This is a genomic window from Priestia megaterium (assembly GCF_009497655.1).
Classification (GTDB): Bacteria; Bacillota; Bacilli; order Bacillales; family Bacillaceae_H; genus Priestia; species Priestia zanthoxyli.
This window is the reverse complement of sequence record NZ_CP023317.1, coordinates 298,503-317,615: the sequence shown is the minus strand read 5'-3', so window position 1 is coordinate 317,615 and position 19,113 is coordinate 298,503. Positions and strand designations below refer to the sequence as shown.

The following is a 19,113-nucleotide window of genomic DNA, read 5'->3' as shown; positions in this document are numbered from 1 at the left end:
AGGTTTTTTCATTTTTTCACAGAAGGCTGAGGGCTAATGCGCGGTATTAAAACCACAAATAATACAACAACCCCCACACCAATCAATAATAAATAAAACCATTGTAGATCTGATGACTTTTCAGAAGCCGTTTGTTCTGTCCGATCTTTCTTGTAGGAAGTGTTTTTAGAAGAAAACAAGTTATATTCTTTTGCTTTCGCAGAAATCGTATTATCTTCAGCTGATGCGTTCGCAAAAAGACTTTCTTTTAAACTCTCTTTCTCTGCATCTTCCTCTTTTTCAAATGTAAGATCCTTTATTTCCTCCGGAATATTTCCTACTTCTTTTTTATTTTCTAGCAAAGATTCGGGGTCTAAGTTAATGGGATCATCTTTATATACATTTGGTTTAATCTCTTCAACGTTTCCATCATCAGCTTCAGCCGCTGCTGCTATAGGGAAACAAAGAAGTGAAAAAATAAGAACAACACTTCCAATCTTCTTACTAAGCACTATAGGTTTCATCATTTTCAACCTCTTTAGTCGTCTTTAAAGCACGAATAATAGATGGCAGAACACTTAAAACAGCAGTCATTCCCAGTAATACAATAAGCGCCTGTCCAAACAGAGACTGCGTATCATATTGAATGGACATGTACACTTTAGATACTGGATCTTCGTAATTAAAGTTTGGCATAGATAAGTTAAGAAGCGGGGTAATATAAAATAAAATCAACCCTACTGTCGTCACCCATCCAGCGAAGCTTCCTAATAAGAAAGCAATACGTACAAGTGTAGATGAAGCAAGCAATAAGACGATCGTAAAGATTGACCATTCCATTGCCCGGTCTCCCGATAACGAATAAATATTCAGGCTAAAGATACTTACCATTAACCCTACAATCAAATTCAATAATCCAAAGAGCGTACCTTTTACAAGCATAGGTGCATGTCGGTAGTATTGACTGAAATAGCCAATTAGTAGGCTGCTGATTAAGATAATAACCAAAATGACAACCGGTGGAACCTCTTTTACTTTTTCAGCCGGCACTTCACCGCTTACTTGAAGAGGATTTGCTAAATAATGATAAACGTAATCATTATTCTGTCCATCTACTAATGTATTATTTAACAAGCGGTATACCTGGCCTCGCACCAACTTCGTTGAATCCACGTTTTGGGCCCACTTGCTGTTAAGCGTGTCAGCCTTATCCTGAACTTCATTTACACGCTTCTGCAATTCATCTGTGTACGTGACAACATTAGCTTGTCTTTCACCTAAAGATGAAATGAGTTCGTTCATTCCCTTCAACTCTTGACCCATGCTTTGCTGCAGCGTCATTAAGCCTGTTACGTCCGGAGCTTCTTTCTTTTCTAATGCTTGATCTTCACCTGCGCTAGATTGAAGCTCTTGATTCATTGCATTTGCTTTTTCTTGAATAGCTGATAGCTCTTCCATAATCGATGCTTGTTCAGCATCAACTGTTTGTCCATATTGATCAGCAAAATCTTGCACTGAACTTTGGAACTGTGCTAACTCTTCTTTTGTTAGAGACAGGTTTTGTTGGATTTGCTTACGCGCGTCTTGAGAAGAAACGGTTCCAGCTAACGCCTGCTGCAAACTTCCTTTAATAGAGTCATTGTTAAGGACGCTGTTCTGTATGTCTGTATTTCCTACTTGAGCTAAAGTCAAATCATACTGCGATAAATCACCGTAGTACTTTAACAGATCTTCGGCACTGCTGCTTTTAATCTTACCTGAGAATGTATTGCTCAGCTTTTCCTTTCGAGAAGCTGAAAGGTTTGGAGAAGATAAGATTTTATCTTCTTTGTTTTTAATCATCGTAATGAGACCATCAACATCCGCACTGCCTTTAGAAGGTTTTTTGCCGTCTTCTTTCAACTTTTCATTCTCTTTTTTTAATCGTTCATTTTCTTCTTGAAGCTTAGCAATTTGACTGCTGGACGACTTGGTTGCTTCTTCTAAGTCTTTCTCTGCTTTGTTTTTCTGTGCTGTCAAAGACTCGACGTCTGCTTCCAAACTGGCAATTTTCTGCTTCAGCGCATCCGTATTTTCTCCTGAAGTTTCAGGCTGAACGGTTACATTTTGCAGCTCATCTTTGACCGCCTGTACCTGTGTTTTCAGATTAGCCACTTTTTCAAGCGCACTTTTCACAGCATTGGATGTGCCTGATGTATCAGGTGTATCCGGTGTTTCAGGCGTTCCAGGCGTTTCCGTGTCCTCAGGTGTCTCAGGTGCTTCAGGCGCTTCGGGTGTTTCACTCGTCATGCCTTGAAGCTGCTTTTCTAAATCATCAAGCCCTTTTGATATATCATCAAGCTTTGCTGTTTGCTGAGATAAATCCACTTGAATTGGTTCTGACGTTCCTTCGCCTTGACCGGAATCTGGCTGAGTTCCATCATCTTCTCCAGGATCCGTCGGCGTCTCTCCACCTTGATTAGGATCTGGCTGAGTTCCGTCACCTTCTCCAGGGTCCGTTGGCGTCTCTCCGTCTTGATTAGGATCTGGCTGAGTTCCATCACTTTCCCCTGGATCCGTTGAGCCTCCACCACTATCATTTGATGAAGCTGTCTCTAGCTGCGCACGAAGCGGCTTTAGCTTACTTTCAATTTGATTTAAGGTTGTTTGCTCAGACTGCTGTTTGTATGAACTGATGATTTGGCCGTTCAAATCTTGCAGAGCTTTTTCTTGTTCACTGACGTTATCTGCTTGTTGATCTCCAAGTTCTCCAACGGCTTTTTGATTTTCATCCAGCTGCTGTTGAATGGAAGATAAGCCACTAAACACTTGATTGGCCTGCTCATTAAAATTTTGCTTAGAGCTTGGCTGATTAGATTCAAGGGAAGACAACCCTTGTTGAATCGCAGCGACACTTTGAGCCTGCGTTTTTTCAAGCATTTGTTTCTGTGTTTCTTGATATGTTTGATATTGATTTACATATTCAATGAAGCTGTTTAAATTCTTTTCAACCTGTTCTACGTCGCCTTGTCTGTCGCTAGAACCTTTTTCTGCTTTATTTACATTATCTTGGATTTGCTGAAGAATTTTCTTTTGATCATTTAATTCACCTGCTAAATCTTTTGAATTCGGTTTATAAAAAGCGACCATTGTTTTTTGAAAGGCGATTTCTTTATTTAGAATTTTATCGAACTGTCCGCGTACCTTATCCACTTCCTGTGATACATAACTCCAGTACAAAGAGGACATTTCATTATTAACCTTTGTAGTAGCATCTTCTAATTCCCCTACTACTTTTTCCTTATTAACTGCGTTAAGCTGACTTTGAACTTTGTATTCCAAAGTAGCTTTTTCTGGTTTTTTTTCCTGATACGATAAAATATTTTGTGAGAAAGTCGAGGGAATATAAATAACCGCATCATATTTCCCATTCTGTAAACCGCTTGTAGCTGCGCTTCGTCCAAGCACGGTCCATTGATAATCTGACCCCTCCTGTAAAAGAGGAGTCACTTTTTCTCCAAATTCTATCGCTTTTTCACTATTTTCTTTTACTCCATTATCTTCGTTAACAACCGCAATCGTTCTTGTTGAGTTTTCTGTGACTTGTAGCGGGTTGTCTCCAATATACTGGAAAAAGAAAGAAGGAAGAGCCAAAATTAAAACAACAGCTAATATGACTTTAAGTGTATACTTACGCTGTTCGGTCATGTTAAGATCTTCCTTTCACTTACACATAGCGGGATTTGAATTCTTGTTTCTTTTCCACTTTTAATATAATAACCGAAGCCAGGGTTAACGTCGGCTTCTTTTCGGTCATAAGGAAGTGTAAATAAGCTTTGCTCTGTTTTCTTCATCAACAACACAGCTTGGCCAATTTGCTTCACTTCTGTTGTTAACGCGTCAAATCCTTTTGAAAACTCATTGTTGTTCCCTGCAACAATCAAGTTAAAGCCCAGGTGGCTATAATTTTTTATCAATTTTGTAATACGATCCTGCAAGACACTGTCTAAGTTTTGCTGGAATCGTACAAATCCGTCTACTACAAGCATGATCGGGGCAAATGAAAGGCCGTGTACGGTTCCTTCCTGCACTGCTTCCAAATACTTATTTTCACGTCGCTGCAATCGTTCTTCGGTTAGGTCAAGCCAGTCGACGATCTGTTCTTTTGTTTCCATGTAAACAACTTGCTCTTCAGCTGCATAGCTTGATAAACCACGGTCAACCGAATCAAATAGTCCGATTTGCTTCACGCCTTGTTCAAGCGCTGTTTGCAGTATGACTTTCACTACATTGGTCTTTCCTTTTTGCGTCTGTCCCATGACGATACAATGCTTATTTTTCGTAAAGTTCATATGCACCGGTCGAACAAACTCTTCATCTAACCCAAGAGGAATAACTCCTTTTTCGCGAATAACTCTTCTGTCCGTCATAAATTCGGCAAGTACAAGTTTCGATGACAGCATTGGCACCGGCTCCGGAAGAATAGCATCAGCGTATTGATTCTTTAATCGTTGAATGTGCAGCTTAACTGCATCAAAAATTTCAAAATCATCTTTTCCTTCCGCAGGTAAAAACAGCTGTGCAAAATAAGGTTGATCCGTTTTGATAATAGCCCGGCCTGGAATAGACTCTAGCGCATACGGCGTACGTCCTAAAATAGAATACGCTTCTGAATGATCCATTAAGTAATGAACCACCTTCGTTTTCAAGTTATTCATAAGTGACTGACGAATAGAATTCACGCGCGTCGCGGTAAAGATCATATAAATTCCTAAAGACTGACCGTCACGCACAAGCTGCGTGAACTGCATTTCTAGATCTTGCATTTCTTCTTTGACAAGATCAAAATTATCAATCGTGATAAAAATTAGAGGAAGCTCTTCTGAACTTAAAGCATTATACATTTTGATATTGCTAACTTCCTGCTGTTGAAATAACTGCTTTCGTCTTGCGATTTCTTGTTTGATAATCGTCATGAATTTTTCAATTTTACGCATTTGATCCATTAAGAAATAATCCGCCGTATGAGGCAGCTGACGAAGCGGCAGCAGCGTACCGTTCCCAAAGTCAAAAATGTAATAATGAAGCTGCTCTGGGCTCTGTCTTTCAGCTAGACTAAGAAGCAACATCATGACTGTAAACGATTTACCATATCCTGACGAACCAAATATACCAATGTTTCCATCGTCCATCAGCTGATAGTTATATACCGTTTGACTTTGCTTTTCAGGTTCATCAATTAAGCCAATTGGGAATACGCCGTCTCGCTTCTCTTTGTACTCACTGCGAAGCAATCTCTCTTTAAGAGGCGGCAGCCATGGACTATTTAATTTTTTGATACCTAATTCCTGCTGCGTTTGTTCGATTTTTTGCACCACAACATCAATTTCTGCTTCCGCTTGTTTGGATGACGTCTGCTGAGTAGATACATCAGATAAAGGAATCAACCCGAGATCTGTGACAATGGCTACTTCGTCTTCAGCCCCATACGTATCTTCCATGTACGGCGCGCCGCTCCAGGCTGACTGAAACAGTTCATACACTTCATTATTTCCAACCTGCAGATAGCCTCGACCCGTCACCGTAATAGAAGCAGCGTCTGCATTTTTTAAGATTTCTTTACTATCAGCGGAATCTTGGACTTTTAACGCTACTTTAAAGCGCGCATTACTCCAAATTTGATCGTCAATAACACCGCCTGGCTTTTGTGTTGCTAAAATTAAATGAACGCCTAGACTACGTCCAATTCGCGCCGCGCTGACTAATTCGCGAATGAACTCTGGTTCTTCACTTTTTAACTCAGCAAATTCATCCGAGATTAAGAATAAGTGAGGCAGAGGTTCTTCTGCCATACCTTGCTTATATAAATCTGTATAATCATTAATATGATTGACTTCATATCTATCAAACAAGCGTTGGCGTCGCTTTAATTCACTTTTAATAGAAGCTAAGGCTCTTGTACTAAAATTCTTACTTCCTTCAATATTTGTAATGGTTCCAAGCAGGTGAGGCATGTTTTTAAACGGCTGAGCCATTCCTCCGCCCTTATAGTCAATCAATAAAAATGCGACTTCATGGGGGTGGAAATTCACCGCTAGAGAAAGAATGTACGTTTGTAAAAATTCACTTTTCCCTGACCCCGTCGTACCTGCAAGTAATCCATGAGGGCCGTGAGCTTTTTCGTGAAGATTTAGTTCAACAATATCCTCTTTTCCTTTTAAACCAATTGGAACCGCTAGCGACTTAGCTGATTCATTGGTGTGCCACCTTTGCACGATATCCAGCTCACCAATTTCTCTTGCTTTAAATAATTCTAAGAATGAAACGCTATTTGGAATTGAGTTGGTCATGCCAACTTGGTGATCCAATGTCCGCAGCATCCTTGCAAATCTTTCATTATAATCAAGCGTGTGTTTATCAAGCTGAAATGGAATATTCACAGCTTTTTGCTTTTGAATTAATATATCCCCCTGGGATTCGTTAATATAACGAACGAGTGTGTGAACATGCTCCGTTAAGCTTTCTTTCGTCTCTGCCGCAAATATCGTAGAGAACCCAAGATGAGGGTGATACCCTTCTAAATACTCTAAGATAACGTGATCTGCAATTAGCTGCTGATTCGTAATAATAAAAACAAAGTGAGGCAAAAAAACCCCTTCTCCTTTTGCTTCATCTAAGTCGCGTTCTCTCAGCATTTCGTAAATAGAAGATAAAAGCTGATCTCTCGTTTGTTCATTATAAATGAAGCCTTTCGCAAAAGAATGAGGCAGCTGAAAATGAGGGAGCCATTTCATCCATTCCCACTCTTTATATTCTTCTTCATCAAAAATGAATACGAATCTCACATCATGATAACTGTGGGAGAATGCCAGCTGTCCTACAAGCTGATGCAGTTCATTCTTCACCGTCTTCATCTTTCCTACCAGACCGATAGAGCCTAAACCTAAGTGAGCGGTAACAGGTGCATTTTTGACTTCTCGATAGACTTTTTCCATGTGCTGAGACTGCTCAAGCAAATCATCAATTTCTCGATTAGCCATATCTCCGCTATTTAAAGAAATTTGGTAGCTTCCAGGAACTGTTCCTTTTCCAAGACGCACCTGTAAGAAATCACTGCTTTCCACAGTTCGTTCCCAAATTCGATCGGAAATCTGTTCTGTTAAATATTTCATTCGTTCAAACGTTGGAAAATGATAAGATAATACATCTCGTTGAACTGATGCTAGTTCTTGTAATTCCTCGCGCTTGTTCTCTAAGTACTTTGTATAAATTCGACGACGACGCTCTTGGCGCTTCTTGCGCTGTTTTTTATCTTTGAAATATTGAACGGTAGATACAATCAGCGTGGTCGTAAACATCATGACAGATATAATAATAAAAATTCCCCTGGGCTGAATAATCGATACCGTACCCATGACTAAAAGCATGACTAATGGGGGTAAAATGGTAAGCCATAAGCTTCGGTTATTTTCATCATTGTCTTGAGACGGAAAGGACAAGCTCACCTTATCATTAGGCAAATCATATATCATGCGCGGTGTCCGTCTATAAACCGGGTACTTCTTTTTCATTTCAGAAATAGGTTGCGCCGTAGCCGGAAGCTTAGATGCATAATCATAGTAGCTTTGAATCTTCAGCAAATCTTTTTCGATCAATTGAATCGTCATAGAAGACCATAAAATAAGATCTCCGGGCTGAAGGTTCCTATTCTCTTCTATTCGGTGTCCATTAAGATAAAGCCGTTCTTGGTTATAAAAGACCTTCCACTTCCCGTTTATCTTTGATAAGTAAAATCCTTCTTTTGGCTCTACTACATACTTTTCTTTCTGCTGATACACATCAGCTGCTTCATCACTTGTGGAAAACGAGACTTCTGATTCGTAATCAATATAATAGACAGCTTCTTTAACAGCCGTCTCTGTAAGGGCAAAGGTTAAAGCCTGTCCTTGTTCTCGCCATACAAACGACTCAGAAACAGATAGCTCTGCTATCCTTTCTTCTCCGTAGGAAACCAAGAGCCGGCCGTTCTTTTCAGATGACAGCGTCATTTGACCTTTCTCAAACGGATAGGAAAAAGTAAACGTTTGATGCTGAGTGTTTCCAACCGTTGCTTGGCGAAAGGTTTTAAAATCTATAGGCAGCTGCTGATACGTTTGCCCACTAACTATCCAAAGCATATTCATACAACTACCTCCCTACTTCGATTGATCTTCCTGCTGTTTTTTCTGCTCTTCTTGTTTCTTTTTCTCGGCTTCTGCAGCTTTCTGTTCTTCTTCCTGCTGCTTGGCCGCCTGTGCTTCCTCAGCCTGTTTCTCTTCTTGCTGCTTGGCTGCTTCCGCTTCTTGCTGATCATTTTCTTTCTTGAATTCTTCCAGTTCATTCGCTACTTTATCAAGCTCTTCTTGCTTTTTATCAGCCGCTAAATCGTTGTCTGTCTTTAGCTGACCTTCGTATTTCATTAATGCATAGATAATTAACGAACGTTCTTCTAACAACCTGCTCACTTCTAAAGCTTTTTTGTTGTCTCCTCGGCCAATGTAAAACCAATAGGCAAAGTACTGAGGATCTGACTGAAGCGTAATAGTCTTTAAAGCATTTGCCTTTTGCTCCTCTCCCAACTTTTCATTAACAAGATAGGAGGTTGCTATTTCGTATTGCACAATTTTAGGCATACTTTCAATATCGTAATCTTCAAGTGTGTCGACTACTTTGCTGTAGTTTTTTTCAAGAAAGTATTCGTTGCTTTCTACAAATGCTTCTTGTTTCGGCTGAGCAAAAAAATAAGAATAAAAAGTATAAATAAGAGCTGGAATTAATAAGACAAGTATACCGACAGATGAAAACTTAAAAATGGTCCAGCGTTTTTGAGGAAGTTGAACAAGTGTCTTTTGATGTTTTTCAATTTGGGTTAGCTTATGCTGAACAAATTGACTCAACTCTTCCTCATTGCTGATATGCATTATTTTTTTAGCGTCTTCTTTTAATTGCAAGGTCTCGTATAACTTAAAATACTGTTCAAATGTATGCGATGAGTCAACGGCCGCCGCTATCGTAGCCTTTAACTCCTGAAAGCTTTGTTCCTCGTTAGGCTCATAAGGAGGTAAACTTTCTTTCACTCCATAATGTAAAAAAGCAGGACTTAAACTTTTATCAAAAATGATATTTTCTGGACAAATCAACAAATGCAGCCTTGAAAAAGAATGCTGCTTTACCTTTTTGATAAGCTGATCTGCAAACAGCCACTTTTGCTGTTCTTCTTTTCCCCTTAATGCTGTAAAAGGTTGAAATTCAGAGGTAGGCTTAATTGTTATTTTAAGTTCATCATCGCTCATCATGATTTCTTTTTGAAAAGCCGTGTTTACATCCTTTAACATTTCAATTTCAACAGAACGATCAAGTCGAATTTTTTCTTTTTGAAAAACAAATGTATATTCATTATTATGACGTGTCATTACAGCTTCGAGCTGCTCTTCTAAGTAAGTCGGTCTCTTCTCTGACATTCTAATAGACTCCTTTAGAGAATTTCGATACAATCACCTGTGGTAATTCCGCAGTTAATCATCGTCTCATTTCCCGAGAAAATAAGATTTTTATTTGAAACACGTATCCACGCACCGTCCTTTGGTGATTGAGTAATCTTTTTAGCTTGCCAAACGATCTCGACTACTTTTTTGATTGAATGATAGTTTGATAGTCGCAAATCGAACCGATCACCTGTATAGTGCTTTAAGTCTACTGTTACTTCTATATACATAGGGTTTCATCACCTCAAAACATAGAAAAAGCGCCTTCATCTTTTGAGAATGGGGCGCTCCTTTTATTACTTCACTTAGATTATTAGATGAAGTTAACCGCGGATTTGGCTAGCGATTTGGTTATCTGTATCTTCAAGAACATTTGCAGAGTCGTCTAATTGCTTAGCAATTTTTGTAAGTAGGTTAGACATTTCAACGAAAGAAGGTTTTAATTCTTCGTATTGAGCAGCAAACGCTTCGCTTGAAGCACCTTCCCACATATCTTGAAGTTGATTTTTCATTGTATCAAGACGGCTTACTAGTTCTTGAACTTGACCGCTTTCGTTAGTATAGCGACCTGACATGTCGCGAAGCTCTGCTGGTGTTACGCGAATAATTCCTGACATACATATCTCTCCTTCGGTTTATATATTTACTATTATTGTAAGAAACTCTAGTGATAAGGTCAAAGGTTACTTGCAAAAGCCTCCAAAAATGAGAATATGTATCTACAAATACCCCTAAAAAATGCAAATAAAACCTAAAAAACCAAGATTTTGTTCTCATTTAAACCTTTTCCATCTAATCTATAGGTACCTATTTAAAGGAAAATAAAAACTATAAGACTATTAAATTACATTTCTATTTATTATCTATAGAACTATTTACTAGTAATAAAAAAGCAGCAGCCTGTTTAAGGCCCTGCCTATATATATCCTATTTATTTAAGATTCAGACATGCTTGAAAAAAGGACATGTGCTTGTTATCGCCTTGGCTACTGCTTAAAATAATTTTTATCTTCTTTTAACATTCTTATTTCTTCCGGGATGAATAATTTTGAGAGAGGCGTGTCAGGATTAAGTAATATGGCTATTTCTTCATTTAATACAGGCAGCATATCCTTAAATGATACACATACGGTCTTTTCATCTTTTAGCATCTGTTCAATCGGATATTTTGACGAAAAAACAGGTAAATATCGATACGCTGCACTTTTCATCGTCTGAACGTAGTGCTCTGCAATTAATATATCTGATGCTACATGTTCTGAGCTAACAACTAGCCATAAATTGCTATTCATTAAAGTTTTATAAAATTGAGCAATTTTTTTATTATCTTTCATTGCTTCAATTAACGATTTTTCTAATAAATTAAATGTATACTTCATTGCTGAGACAACCCTGTAAGGAACTGTACCATTTCACTTCCAGCGCCATCATATACTTCATTCATTCTCTCTTCACTTCCTCTGTGCTGTCACTAAACATAATGTTTGAAGGATTCATCTCCTGACTTAAAATGCCCAATCCCATTTGAATAACCCCATAAGTGAAAAATTCCGTTCGACTGCATGTAGAACCATTCACTACTTTTTCTTCCCAAGACATAGAAAGCGAATTCCACATAACATTAAGAGTACCTAGAGGTTTTTCAATCGTTCTATGCATATTGTCATACGTGTTCCATTCTTTTAAGTTCTTTATGTCATTCCACGTATCTTGCGAATGGGCGCTCCCATCGCTCCATACGCTCGACCAAAACTCCGTCCAGCCTGAAGAGCCTTCTAGCTCTCCATCTGCTTTTCTCATTTGCTCTGCAGTGTCTTTTACTAATAAATGTGCATTTTCCGTTAGCGAATCAAGTTTGCGAATCATATGCTGTAACTCTTCCTGCAAGTCCAGCACTTTATCAATATCTGCAACAGACAAGAAATGTAGATTTGTAGCTTCCCAGCTTAGTTTTTGAAGTGCATCAGCCGTCTGTGAATGAGACTGTTGAATTCGCTCTGCAAATGTCTGCAGCACCTCTGGATTTACTTTTATCTCCATGTATGTCCGTCCCCCTATCTCTTGTAAGCCTTCAGTCATCATCCAAACATTTTTTAAGCCTATACGGAAAGACTCACTTTCTAAAAGAGTGAGTCGATAATGTTATTTATTACGCCGATGCTAGCTCTCTTAATCGTGAAATTTCTAAGCGTAAAGTTTGAAACAATTCATCCCTTACGTCGTACAGATGAAAAGTGGATTGCGTAATATCATTATAAATATCCTCATATGAGCTCTTAGAACGCCCTGACCAATCTGACGCATATTGTTGGTGCGAATTTTGAAACAGATAGATACCTTCTTCAAGAAATTCCATGATACGTTGAACTTCATGTAAATATGATTCTAATTGATCTGCATCTCGACTATATTCTTTGCTTTTTCTTCTTCGCTCTATGTCGTCAAAGAGATCATCAATTGCATCCATAAAATGTCCCCACGTCCTTCTTCCTCTTTTATTAGAAGTCTCTTAAAGTAATGTTAAAATAAGGTTACAAAAAACAAAATCCATCATTCAAACTATTTTCATACCTAGGAAAAAATATCTACATTTCTCTTTTTTTACTTATTTATACAGGGGAAATAGAGAAAATAAACAACGCCAGGCTGCTGTAATAAAGCAGTAGACGTTGCTTTTTAGGTTGTGACACTGCTGTTATAAAAAGGAAGAATACCTAGTTTACATCCGACCTTTTTGTTTCTTTTTCTTGTTAAATGGCTTTTTTGAAGGTTTTTTAGCTGTACGGGACTGCTCTTTTGTACCTTCATCGACGATTTCGCCCATATAAAGCTCTTTTTTCGCTAATGAAAGTTGAAGTTCACGTGCGATTTGTTTTAAATTTCGCTCTTCTCGTTCAGTGACAAGAGAAATGACTGTACCTTCTGCTCCCGATCTGCCTGTTCTACCTGAGCGATGTACGTATTGATCTGCATCTTGAGGAACATCGATATGAATTACATGCGTCAATCCCTTAATGTCTAATCCTCTAGCTGCGACATCCGTTGCTAATAAGACAGGGAAATCTCCTTTTCGAAAACCTTTAATCGTCGTAGCACGATCTTCTTTTTTCGTTTCACTGTGTAAAGAGCCTGCTTCTACACGCTTAAATGTTAATTTTTCTTCAAACTCGATCAGAGTATCAATCCCTTTAAAAAAGGCTAAAGCTTTCATTTGTTCTTGACGAACTAGTTTTCTAAGCACGTCCACTTTATCTCTAGCTTCACTTTTGATGTATACATGCTCTACCTTCGAAGCTGGGAGTTCATCTCTTCCTACCTCTATTTCAAGAGGCTGGTTCATCATGTCTTTCGCTAGCGATTTGGTACGTTCTGATACAGTAGCTGAGAAGATTAGGATTTGACGATCACTTAACGCCATTTTTACAATCTGTTGAACCGTTTGAACATGCTCAGGTACAAACAATTGATCCGCTTCATCAATCACAATTGTTTTGACTTCGTGCATTTTTAATTTCTTCATTTTAATTAATTCGTTCAAACGTCCTGGGGTACCAACAATGATATTAGGGCGCTTTTTGAGTTTTTCTAATTGCCGTTTCATATTTGCTCCGCCAATAAACGCAGCGCTTGAAATACCGCTTCCCTGCGACCAAGTTTGAATTTCACCATGAATTTGCATAACTAATTCATGGGAAGATGCTAAAATAACCGCTTGAACATGAGATGGTCCCGGCTGAATGCGATGTAAGACAGGCAACAAATATGCCAGTGTCTTTCCTGTTCCCGTTGGGGATTCTCCTATTACATCTTTATTAGCTAAAATCTCTGAAATAGCTTTCGTTTGAATGGCAGTAGGCTCATTGAACCCTGCTTTTTTCCACGCCTCTTGTAAAAAAGGCTGTAAAGTCTCTATAAACTGACTCATATCTATCTCCTTTTCCATGCTTTTCTCGATATTATAAACGATTTTTTTATTTCAATTAAACGAATGTATCAGTGGCCATGTGCGTTAATACTGACCTTAATTTCTATTTATAAATAAACCTTCCTTATCCCAAGGGACCCTGTCAATCCGTCAGTAGAAAAGTCGATTGTTGCCTTAACTTTTCTACATCGATATACATAGCTTCAACTATGATACACTATTGCTTCTATAGAAAACAATATGATCCTCTTTATTATGGACGAAAACTTGTATAAGAAGGAGGTTTTATGTCCTATATGGATCCGGACGCAAAGGGCTCAGCTGCTTACTTCCTCTTTTTCAAGAAAACAACCGCCTCTCTGAACTACGAAAGGCGGCTGTTTCGTTCTGTAATTGGCATATCAATAGTAACCGTTGTCCCTTTTCCTTTACCGCTTTTAAAATGCATGGTACCTTGATGACGCTCCATGATTTTGTAACACACGGCCAGCCCTAAGCCCGTTCCAGCTTCTTTTGTAGAATAAAACGGCGTCCCTACTTGTTCAATCCTCTCTTGACTCATTCCGATTCCATTGTCTTCGAAGTGAATCAATGCTCGTGTATCTTTTTCTTCAACTGTTATTGTAATATGGCCTTTCTCAATAATAGCTTCTACACCGTTTTTGATCACATTGATGAACACTTGTTTCAACTGATTTGCATCAGCCGAAACATAAATAGGCCTTTTTGCTGTTTCTTTCAATAAAATAGAAACATTATTTAAATTGGCCTGCGCTTCCATTAGCGTAATAACTTGTTTTAAAATCTCGCATAAATTGGTCTTTTCAAAAGATACATGCTGCTTTTTTCCAAGAATGAGCATTTCACTGGAGATTAAGTTGATGCGGTCGATTTCAGACATCATGATATCTAAATATGTGTCATTTGTTTCCTTAGAGGCTTGCATAACCTGTACAAAACCTTTTAAAGAAGTAAGGGGGTTTCTAATTTCATGTGCTACGGCACCTGCCATTTGTCCAATAACCGACATTTTTTCCGAGGTTATCATAAGCTCTTCATCTTGGCGGTATGTAGTAATATCGCGTGCAATCATAAATACACCTACTACCTGCTTATGAACAATAATGGGAAGCAAAGAACACCTAAGCAACCGTCTTTCTCGCTTTCTATTGATCACATTCATTTCGAACTTAGCACCTTTTCCATTCAGCACTTCTTTAAAATACTCTTTACACATATCAAACTCTTCAGCTGCGATAAGAGCTGAAGGTTTCATCTTTTGCAGTTCTTCACTGGAGTATCCAACGATTGCTTCACCTTCCGGGTTAGCAAGAAGTACTTCACCCGTTTTACTTATTTCAAAAACACCATCAGGGTTATGTTTGAACAAAGATTGATAGTGCTGATTGCTCGTTTGAAGTTCGTGTTCTTTCACTACGAGCTCTTGCTGGGACTCCACTAGTTTATAAGCTCTCCTATATACCAACCCATACAAAATAATACCCGTAGCTAAAATAAAAAACCAACCTTTGTATTGTTGAAAAAAAATATATACTTCAAAACGACCTTGCGCTAATGTTCTAGATATATTATCAGATATCAAGATCCATACAGCGCCAATAATGATATATATAATTGAAATTCTTAAAGCTACTTTACGCGCGTGTTTCACCAAATTTTAATCACCTGTTTATCCGTATTGATCCCCTGTCTTATTGCCTTTATATGAAGTGTTCACTTTTTGTAGCCATTTCATGCCGTTGTAAAAAATTGATGAATGGCCTGACCTAGGTTACTAATAGATTTTACATTTGCTTGAAAATGATACTGGTGAAGCCATTGACTGTGATCGGGTGTCACACCTGTTAAATAAATCTGTACGCCCATTAGCTGAAATTCCCATATTAAATGTTCTAGGGCTGCAACACCTCGTTCATCAATTTGACCGATTCCATTAAAATCAATGATAACTCGATCAACCGTTTCCTCATCTATTTGTCTGAGCAGCCGATGTTCATTTTTCATGATGACTTCCTCAAATAAATCGCCAAACAGAGGTATAAGCACCATGTTGTTCGATAAATGAATAAACGGTCCCGACAGCTCTATAACTCGGTTCATGGCCTTTTCTAATCGTTCTTTTTGCAGCAGCAGTTCTAAGTCTGTTTCAGATAAACGCGCTGTATGCTGTTCGATTTTTTCTGAGAGAATTCTAATTTGAGAATCTTCCTCTACACATATTACATGCGCCTTATCTTGCTCCCATTTGCAATTCACGGTATAAAGAGACATCTTAGATTTACGCGAATGCATGACTAATTCTGTTTTTATTTTTTCCTTCTTTCCTAATCGTTTTCTAGCTTTGTTCTGACTATCTTCATCAACAATTTCTAAAAAATGTTGAACCTCTCCGAATAAAGCGGCTGCTTCATCAGATTGCGCTAGAATATTCATTTCCTCATCCATAATAAAAGCAGGAAGCGGAGCATATTTAATAGTCGACAACCTTAATCCCCCTAATTGATTGATAATGAAAAAGCTCTTTCAACTCCTCTAGCTGTGCAATAAATCGAACTTGATTTGTTTGAACAAGAGGAAACTTATAGTTTGAAACTACTCGGCCTCCAACTAAAATAAGCGGCTGATGTTTTGTCTTTTTTAATCCTTCTATATATTCGTTTGCTTTTTCTATATGATGAGTTAAACTGAACGAGATTCCTACTAAATCAGGTTTCCATTGTTCAACAGCGTGCGTTGCATGTAAAAGCGGAGAATCTGCTCCTAAAAGTTTCGTCTGCCATCCGTGCTCTTCAAAGAGAATGGAAATCATTTTTAAACCTAAAAAATGCTGTTCATTTTCTATACACAAAAACAGACCTTTTTTTTCACTTTTAATAACTTCTTGTCTTATACACAATTGATAGCGTGACAAAACATAGTCACAGGTAGTAGTAGCTAAATGTTCATCAGCCACTGAAATTTCATCTTCTTCCCACATCATACCGATTTGAGCCATTGACACTGAAATGAATTGCTGAAAAATATAAAATGTGTCGAAACCCTGCTGTCTTTTTTTCCACACAATATTCCAAGCTTCATCTTGATTCCCTGATAACAGTAATTCAGTCAAGCGTTCTATGCTTTCAATCAAGAAACCACCTCTTTTTCAGTCAAACGACTTGTTTTTTTTCCTTTGTTATTATCAACCATACCACTTAACTCACCGGCACTCTACAGTAAAATATTCTCACACCGACAAAATAACACCGGACGTCTCTGACAGGTAAATCTTTTTATTTTTCAAAGTCAACGAGGTAGTGATGCAGCAAGTGACGGTTTTGTTCATTGTATAAGTACGCATACACAGGACGTCCTATTGTGCCGTAAGTCATTCTTTCTCCAAGAAGACCTATATCTGTTAGAAATTTTAAATATTTTCGAATAGACACTCTTGAAATTCCCGTTTTTTCAGCCACATCATCGGTCGAAAAAGGGTGATCTTTAAGATGCACAATGGCTTCTACGATGACTTCTAATGTTCCTGTCGTTAGACCCTTAGGCAACGGCTCTACCGGAGCTTCTTTTATTTTTTTATTAGACAGCAGCCCGTCTAATTCCTGTTGATTAAGCTGAGGTTGCTGTTTTAACGTACGAAATGTTTGTTTATAAGCCGAAAGTGCTTGATAAAAGCGTTCAAATGTAAAAGGCTTAATCAAATAATCAATCGCTCCATAGCGTAAAGCTTGCTGAATCGTTTGGGCATCCGAAGCAGCGGTGATAAAAATGACGTCTATTTCCTCTTGCTTTGTTCGAATCTCTTGTAAAACTCTCAAACCATTTTGCCCAGGCATAAAGATATCAAGCAGTACTAAATCAACTTGATATTCATTTACCTTCACTAAGGCTTCATGACCCGAATGAGCAACAGCGACCACTGTAAACCCCTCTATCTCTTCAATGTACTTTTGATTAAACTGAGCAACCATTGGGTCATCTTCAACAATTAATACTTTAATCAACTTGATCTCTCCTTGTTTCGTACGGAATATCAATATAGAATGTGGTGCCGCTATTTATAAATGAGTCAATAACGATTTGGCCACCTAGTTCATCAATCGTTTGCTTCACTAAATGCAGCCCAAACCCTCTGCTCGTTCCTTTTGTAGAAAAGCCTTTCTTGAAAATCTGATTCATTGTATCGGAAGGAATGCCGCAGCCTGTATCCGTAACTTGAATCGTAAGCTTATTGTTTTTATACACAAGCATAATGGACACTTTTTTAGAGGCTTGATGACAAACTGAATCAATTGCATTATCAATTAAATTTCCAATAATGGTAATGAGATGATGAGTAACGTGTGGATCTGAAGGTTCTGGAATAACTTCATCAGCGGAAAACGTCAGTTCTACGCTTTCCTCTCTAGCATAACTCATTTTGCCCATGAGAAACCCTGCCAACGCATGATCTTTAATAGATTTAGTCACTGAACTAGATTCATCGACACGATGATTAACAAGCTGATGAATATACGTTTTTAGCTCATCATAATAATTCATCTGCACCATTCCTAAAATCACATGAAGTTTATTCATAAATTCATGCGATTGTGCTCGAAGCGCTTCCACATACATTTTAACACCTGTTAGCTGTTCTGCTAAGATATTAACTTCTGTTTTATCCCGAAACGTAGAAAGTGCTCCTACAATCTCTTCGTTTACCACTAGCGGAACCCTATTAACTACAATGGCTACTCCATTTATGACTTGCTCTTCATCATAATGAGATTCCCCCGTAGACAAAACGTCGTCCAATCTGGAGGTGGGCATATATTCTCGAATAGACAAACCGATTGGCTCTGGTGCTAACCCTGCTTTAACAAATAAGCGGCGTGCAGAACGATTAGCAAGTGTAATATTACCTTCTTTATCAACAGCTATCACTCCTTCACGAACCGACTGCAGCATGGTGCTTCTCTCTTCTAGAATTTTAGCAATTTCAGAAGGTTCCAAGCCAAATAAAATTTTCTTTATGTAATTCGCTAATAAAATAGCACCAAGAACGCCTACAAGTAAGCCAATTAATGAACCTAAAACAATTCGACGATGCCCATCTCTAATCGCTTCATTTACATTATTCAAAGAAATCCCCACAGCCACTGCGCCAATTTGTTGATTTTTTTCATTATAAATAGGTGCAAAAGCGCGCAGAGATTTATCAAGCGTTCCTTTTGATACAGATACATAAGATTTCCCGTGCAATGATTTTTGCTCATCGCCTCCGGCAAACCTCTTTCCTATCTTTTTAGGATCTGGGTGAGATTGGCGGATTCCATTCATATCTATAACAACGATAAACAAGACGCTTGATTTTTTACGAATTCGTTCAGTAAATTCCTGAATTGACTGAGGTGTTTTTGTCTCTAGTCCTTTTTTCACGTTCGTTGATTCTGAAATAATTGTAGCAATAGTCCGAGCTTTTTCAGCCTGTTGATCTCGGATGTTTTTTCCAATTGAACTGCTAACTAATAAATCCGTTAACAATAGCGATAGAATTACCACCATGCATACAAGCAGCACCGTGATGCTTCGCAGCCCCATTCTTCCGTGTTTCACATTCTTCCCTCGCTTCCCTGCTTTCCTTGTTTATAGCACAAGAAAAAGATCTTATCTAGAGGCAGATAAGATCTTCGCTTATTTAATTTCATT

At 38.3% G+C, this 19,113-nt stretch carries 15 protein-coding genes; all 15 read right to left on the bottom strand.

Annotated features, from left to right (window positions below; translation table 11 throughout):
• Positions 1 to 8: 8 nt before the first annotated feature.
• Entirely contained in the window at positions 9 to 506 is a 498-nt protein-coding gene (essA, locus tag CEQ83_RS01690; RefSeq protein WP_028412470.1) for a type VII secretion protein EssA, read from the bottom strand.
• Entirely contained in the window at positions 484 to 3,666 is a 3,183-nt protein-coding gene (gene esaA / locus CEQ83_RS01685) for a type VII secretion protein EsaA (RefSeq protein ID WP_098999455.1), read from the bottom strand. The genes essA and esaA overlap by 23 nt, the downstream gene beginning before the upstream one ends.
• Positions 3,663 to 8,141, bottom strand: a complete 4,479-nt coding sequence (gene essC / locus CEQ83_RS01680; protein ID WP_155016981.1) for a type VII secretion protein EssC — start codon at positions 8,139 to 8,141, stop codon at positions 3,663 to 3,665. Before essC ends, esaA begins: the two co-directional genes overlap by 4 nt.
• Before the next feature lie 12 nt (positions 8,142 to 8,153).
• On the bottom strand, positions 8,154 to 9,458 hold the full coding sequence (essB, locus tag CEQ83_RS01675) for a type VII secretion protein EssB (RefSeq protein ID WP_098999453.1): 1,305 nt from the start codon (positions 9,456 to 9,458) through the stop codon (positions 8,154 to 8,156).
• Positions 9,459 to 9,472: 14 nt separating this feature from the next.
• A complete protein-coding gene (locus CEQ83_RS01670; protein ID WP_025752817.1) occupies positions 9,473 to 9,712 on the bottom strand; it encodes an ESX secretion system protein YukD in 240 nt (79 codons plus the stop codon).
• 93 nt (positions 9,713 to 9,805) lie between these two features.
• Positions 9,806 to 10,099, bottom strand: coding sequence for a WXG100 family type VII secretion target (locus CEQ83_RS01665; protein WP_028412473.1), 294 nt, complete (start codon positions 10,097 to 10,099; stop codon positions 9,806 to 9,808).
• A 369-nt stretch (positions 10,100 to 10,468) separates the two neighbouring features.
• Positions 10,469 to 10,861, bottom strand: coding sequence for an SseB family protein (locus CEQ83_RS01660; RefSeq protein WP_028412474.1), 393 nt, complete (start codon positions 10,859 to 10,861; stop codon positions 10,469 to 10,471).
• A gap of 61 nt (positions 10,862 to 10,922) precedes the next feature.
• Complete coding sequence (locus tag CEQ83_RS01655) at positions 10,923 to 11,522, bottom strand: WXG100 family type VII secretion target (protein ID WP_028412475.1); 600 nt, start codon at positions 11,520 to 11,522, stop codon at positions 10,923 to 10,925.
• A 109-nt stretch (positions 11,523 to 11,631) separates the two neighbouring features.
• On the bottom strand, positions 11,632 to 11,949 hold the full coding sequence (locus CEQ83_RS01650) for a hypothetical protein (protein ID WP_013055102.1): 318 nt from the start codon (positions 11,947 to 11,949) through the stop codon (positions 11,632 to 11,634).
• A 252-nt stretch (positions 11,950 to 12,201) separates the two neighbouring features.
• Positions 12,202 to 13,407 (bottom strand): DEAD/DEAH box helicase, encoded by a 1,206-nt coding sequence (locus CEQ83_RS01645; protein ID WP_098112296.1) that lies wholly within the window; start codon positions 13,405 to 13,407, stop codon positions 12,202 to 12,204.
• Positions 13,408 to 13,771: 364 nt separating this feature from the next.
• Entirely contained in the window at positions 13,772 to 14,866 is a 1,095-nt protein-coding gene (locus tag CEQ83_RS01640; RefSeq protein WP_224980631.1) for an ATP-binding protein, read from the bottom strand.
• A 293-nt stretch (positions 14,867 to 15,159) separates the two neighbouring features.
• The gene (locus CEQ83_RS01635) at positions 15,160 to 15,912 is read right to left on the bottom strand and encodes an STAS domain-containing protein (RefSeq protein ID WP_028412478.1); all 753 of its coding nucleotides are present in this window, start codon (positions 15,910 to 15,912) and stop codon (positions 15,160 to 15,162) included.
• Positions 15,899 to 16,558, bottom strand: a complete 660-nt coding sequence (locus tag CEQ83_RS01630; RefSeq protein WP_028412479.1) for a cobalamin B12-binding domain-containing protein — start codon at positions 16,556 to 16,558, stop codon at positions 15,899 to 15,901. Before CEQ83_RS01630 ends, CEQ83_RS01635 begins: the two co-directional genes overlap by 14 nt.
• A 142-nt stretch (positions 16,559 to 16,700) precedes the next feature.
• Positions 16,701 to 17,426, bottom strand: a complete 726-nt coding sequence (locus tag CEQ83_RS01625; protein WP_028412480.1) for a response regulator — start codon at positions 17,424 to 17,426, stop codon at positions 16,701 to 16,703.
• On the bottom strand, positions 17,419 to 19,005 hold the full coding sequence (gene dcuS, locus CEQ83_RS01620; RefSeq protein ID WP_034327425.1) for a DcuS/MalK family sensor histidine kinase: 1,587 nt from the start codon (positions 19,003 to 19,005) through the stop codon (positions 17,419 to 17,421). Before dcuS ends, CEQ83_RS01625 begins: the two co-directional genes overlap by 8 nt.
• Positions 19,006 to 19,113 lie beyond the last annotated feature (108 nt).

What these genes read in the sequence shown, in the direction of transcription:
- essA (WP_028412470.1), bottom strand. Translation starts at nt 506, where the DNA reads ATGATGAAACCTATAGTGCTTAGTAAGAAGATTGGAAGTGTTGTTCTT.
- esaA (WP_098999455.1), bottom strand. Translation starts at nt 3,666, where the DNA reads ATGACCGAACAGCGTAAGTATACACTTAAAGTCATATTAGCTGTTGTT.
- essC (WP_155016981.1), bottom strand. Translation starts at nt 8,141, where the DNA reads ATGAATATGCTTTGGATAGTTAGTGGGCAAACGTATCAGCAGCTGCCT.
- essB (WP_098999453.1), bottom strand. Translation starts at nt 9,458, where the DNA reads ATGTCAGAGAAGAGACCGACTTACTTAGAAGAGCAGCTCGAAGCTGTA.
- CEQ83_RS01670 (WP_025752817.1), bottom strand. Translation starts at nt 9,712, where the DNA reads ATGTATATAGAAGTAACAGTAGACTTAAAGCACTATACAGGTGATCGG.
- CEQ83_RS01665 (WP_028412473.1), bottom strand. Translation starts at nt 10,099, where the DNA reads ATGTCAGGAATTATTCGCGTAACACCAGCAGAGCTTCGCGACATGTCA.
- CEQ83_RS01660 (WP_028412474.1), bottom strand. Translation starts at nt 10,861, where the DNA reads ATGAAGTATACATTTAATTTATTAGAAAAATCGTTAATTGAAGCAATG.
- CEQ83_RS01655 (WP_028412475.1), bottom strand. Translation starts at nt 11,522, where the DNA reads ATGGAGATAAAAGTAAATCCAGAGGTGCTGCAGACATTTGCAGAGCGA.
- CEQ83_RS01650 (WP_013055102.1), bottom strand. Translation starts at nt 11,949, where the DNA reads ATGGATGCAATTGATGATCTCTTTGACGACATAGAGCGAAGAAGAAAA.
- CEQ83_RS01645 (WP_098112296.1), bottom strand. Translation starts at nt 13,407, where the DNA reads ATGAGTCAGTTTATAGAGACTTTACAGCCTTTTTTACAAGAGGCGTGG.
- dcuS (WP_034327425.1), bottom strand. Translation starts at nt 19,005, where the DNA reads ATGGGGCTGCGAAGCATCACGGTGCTGCTTGTATGCATGGTGGTAATT.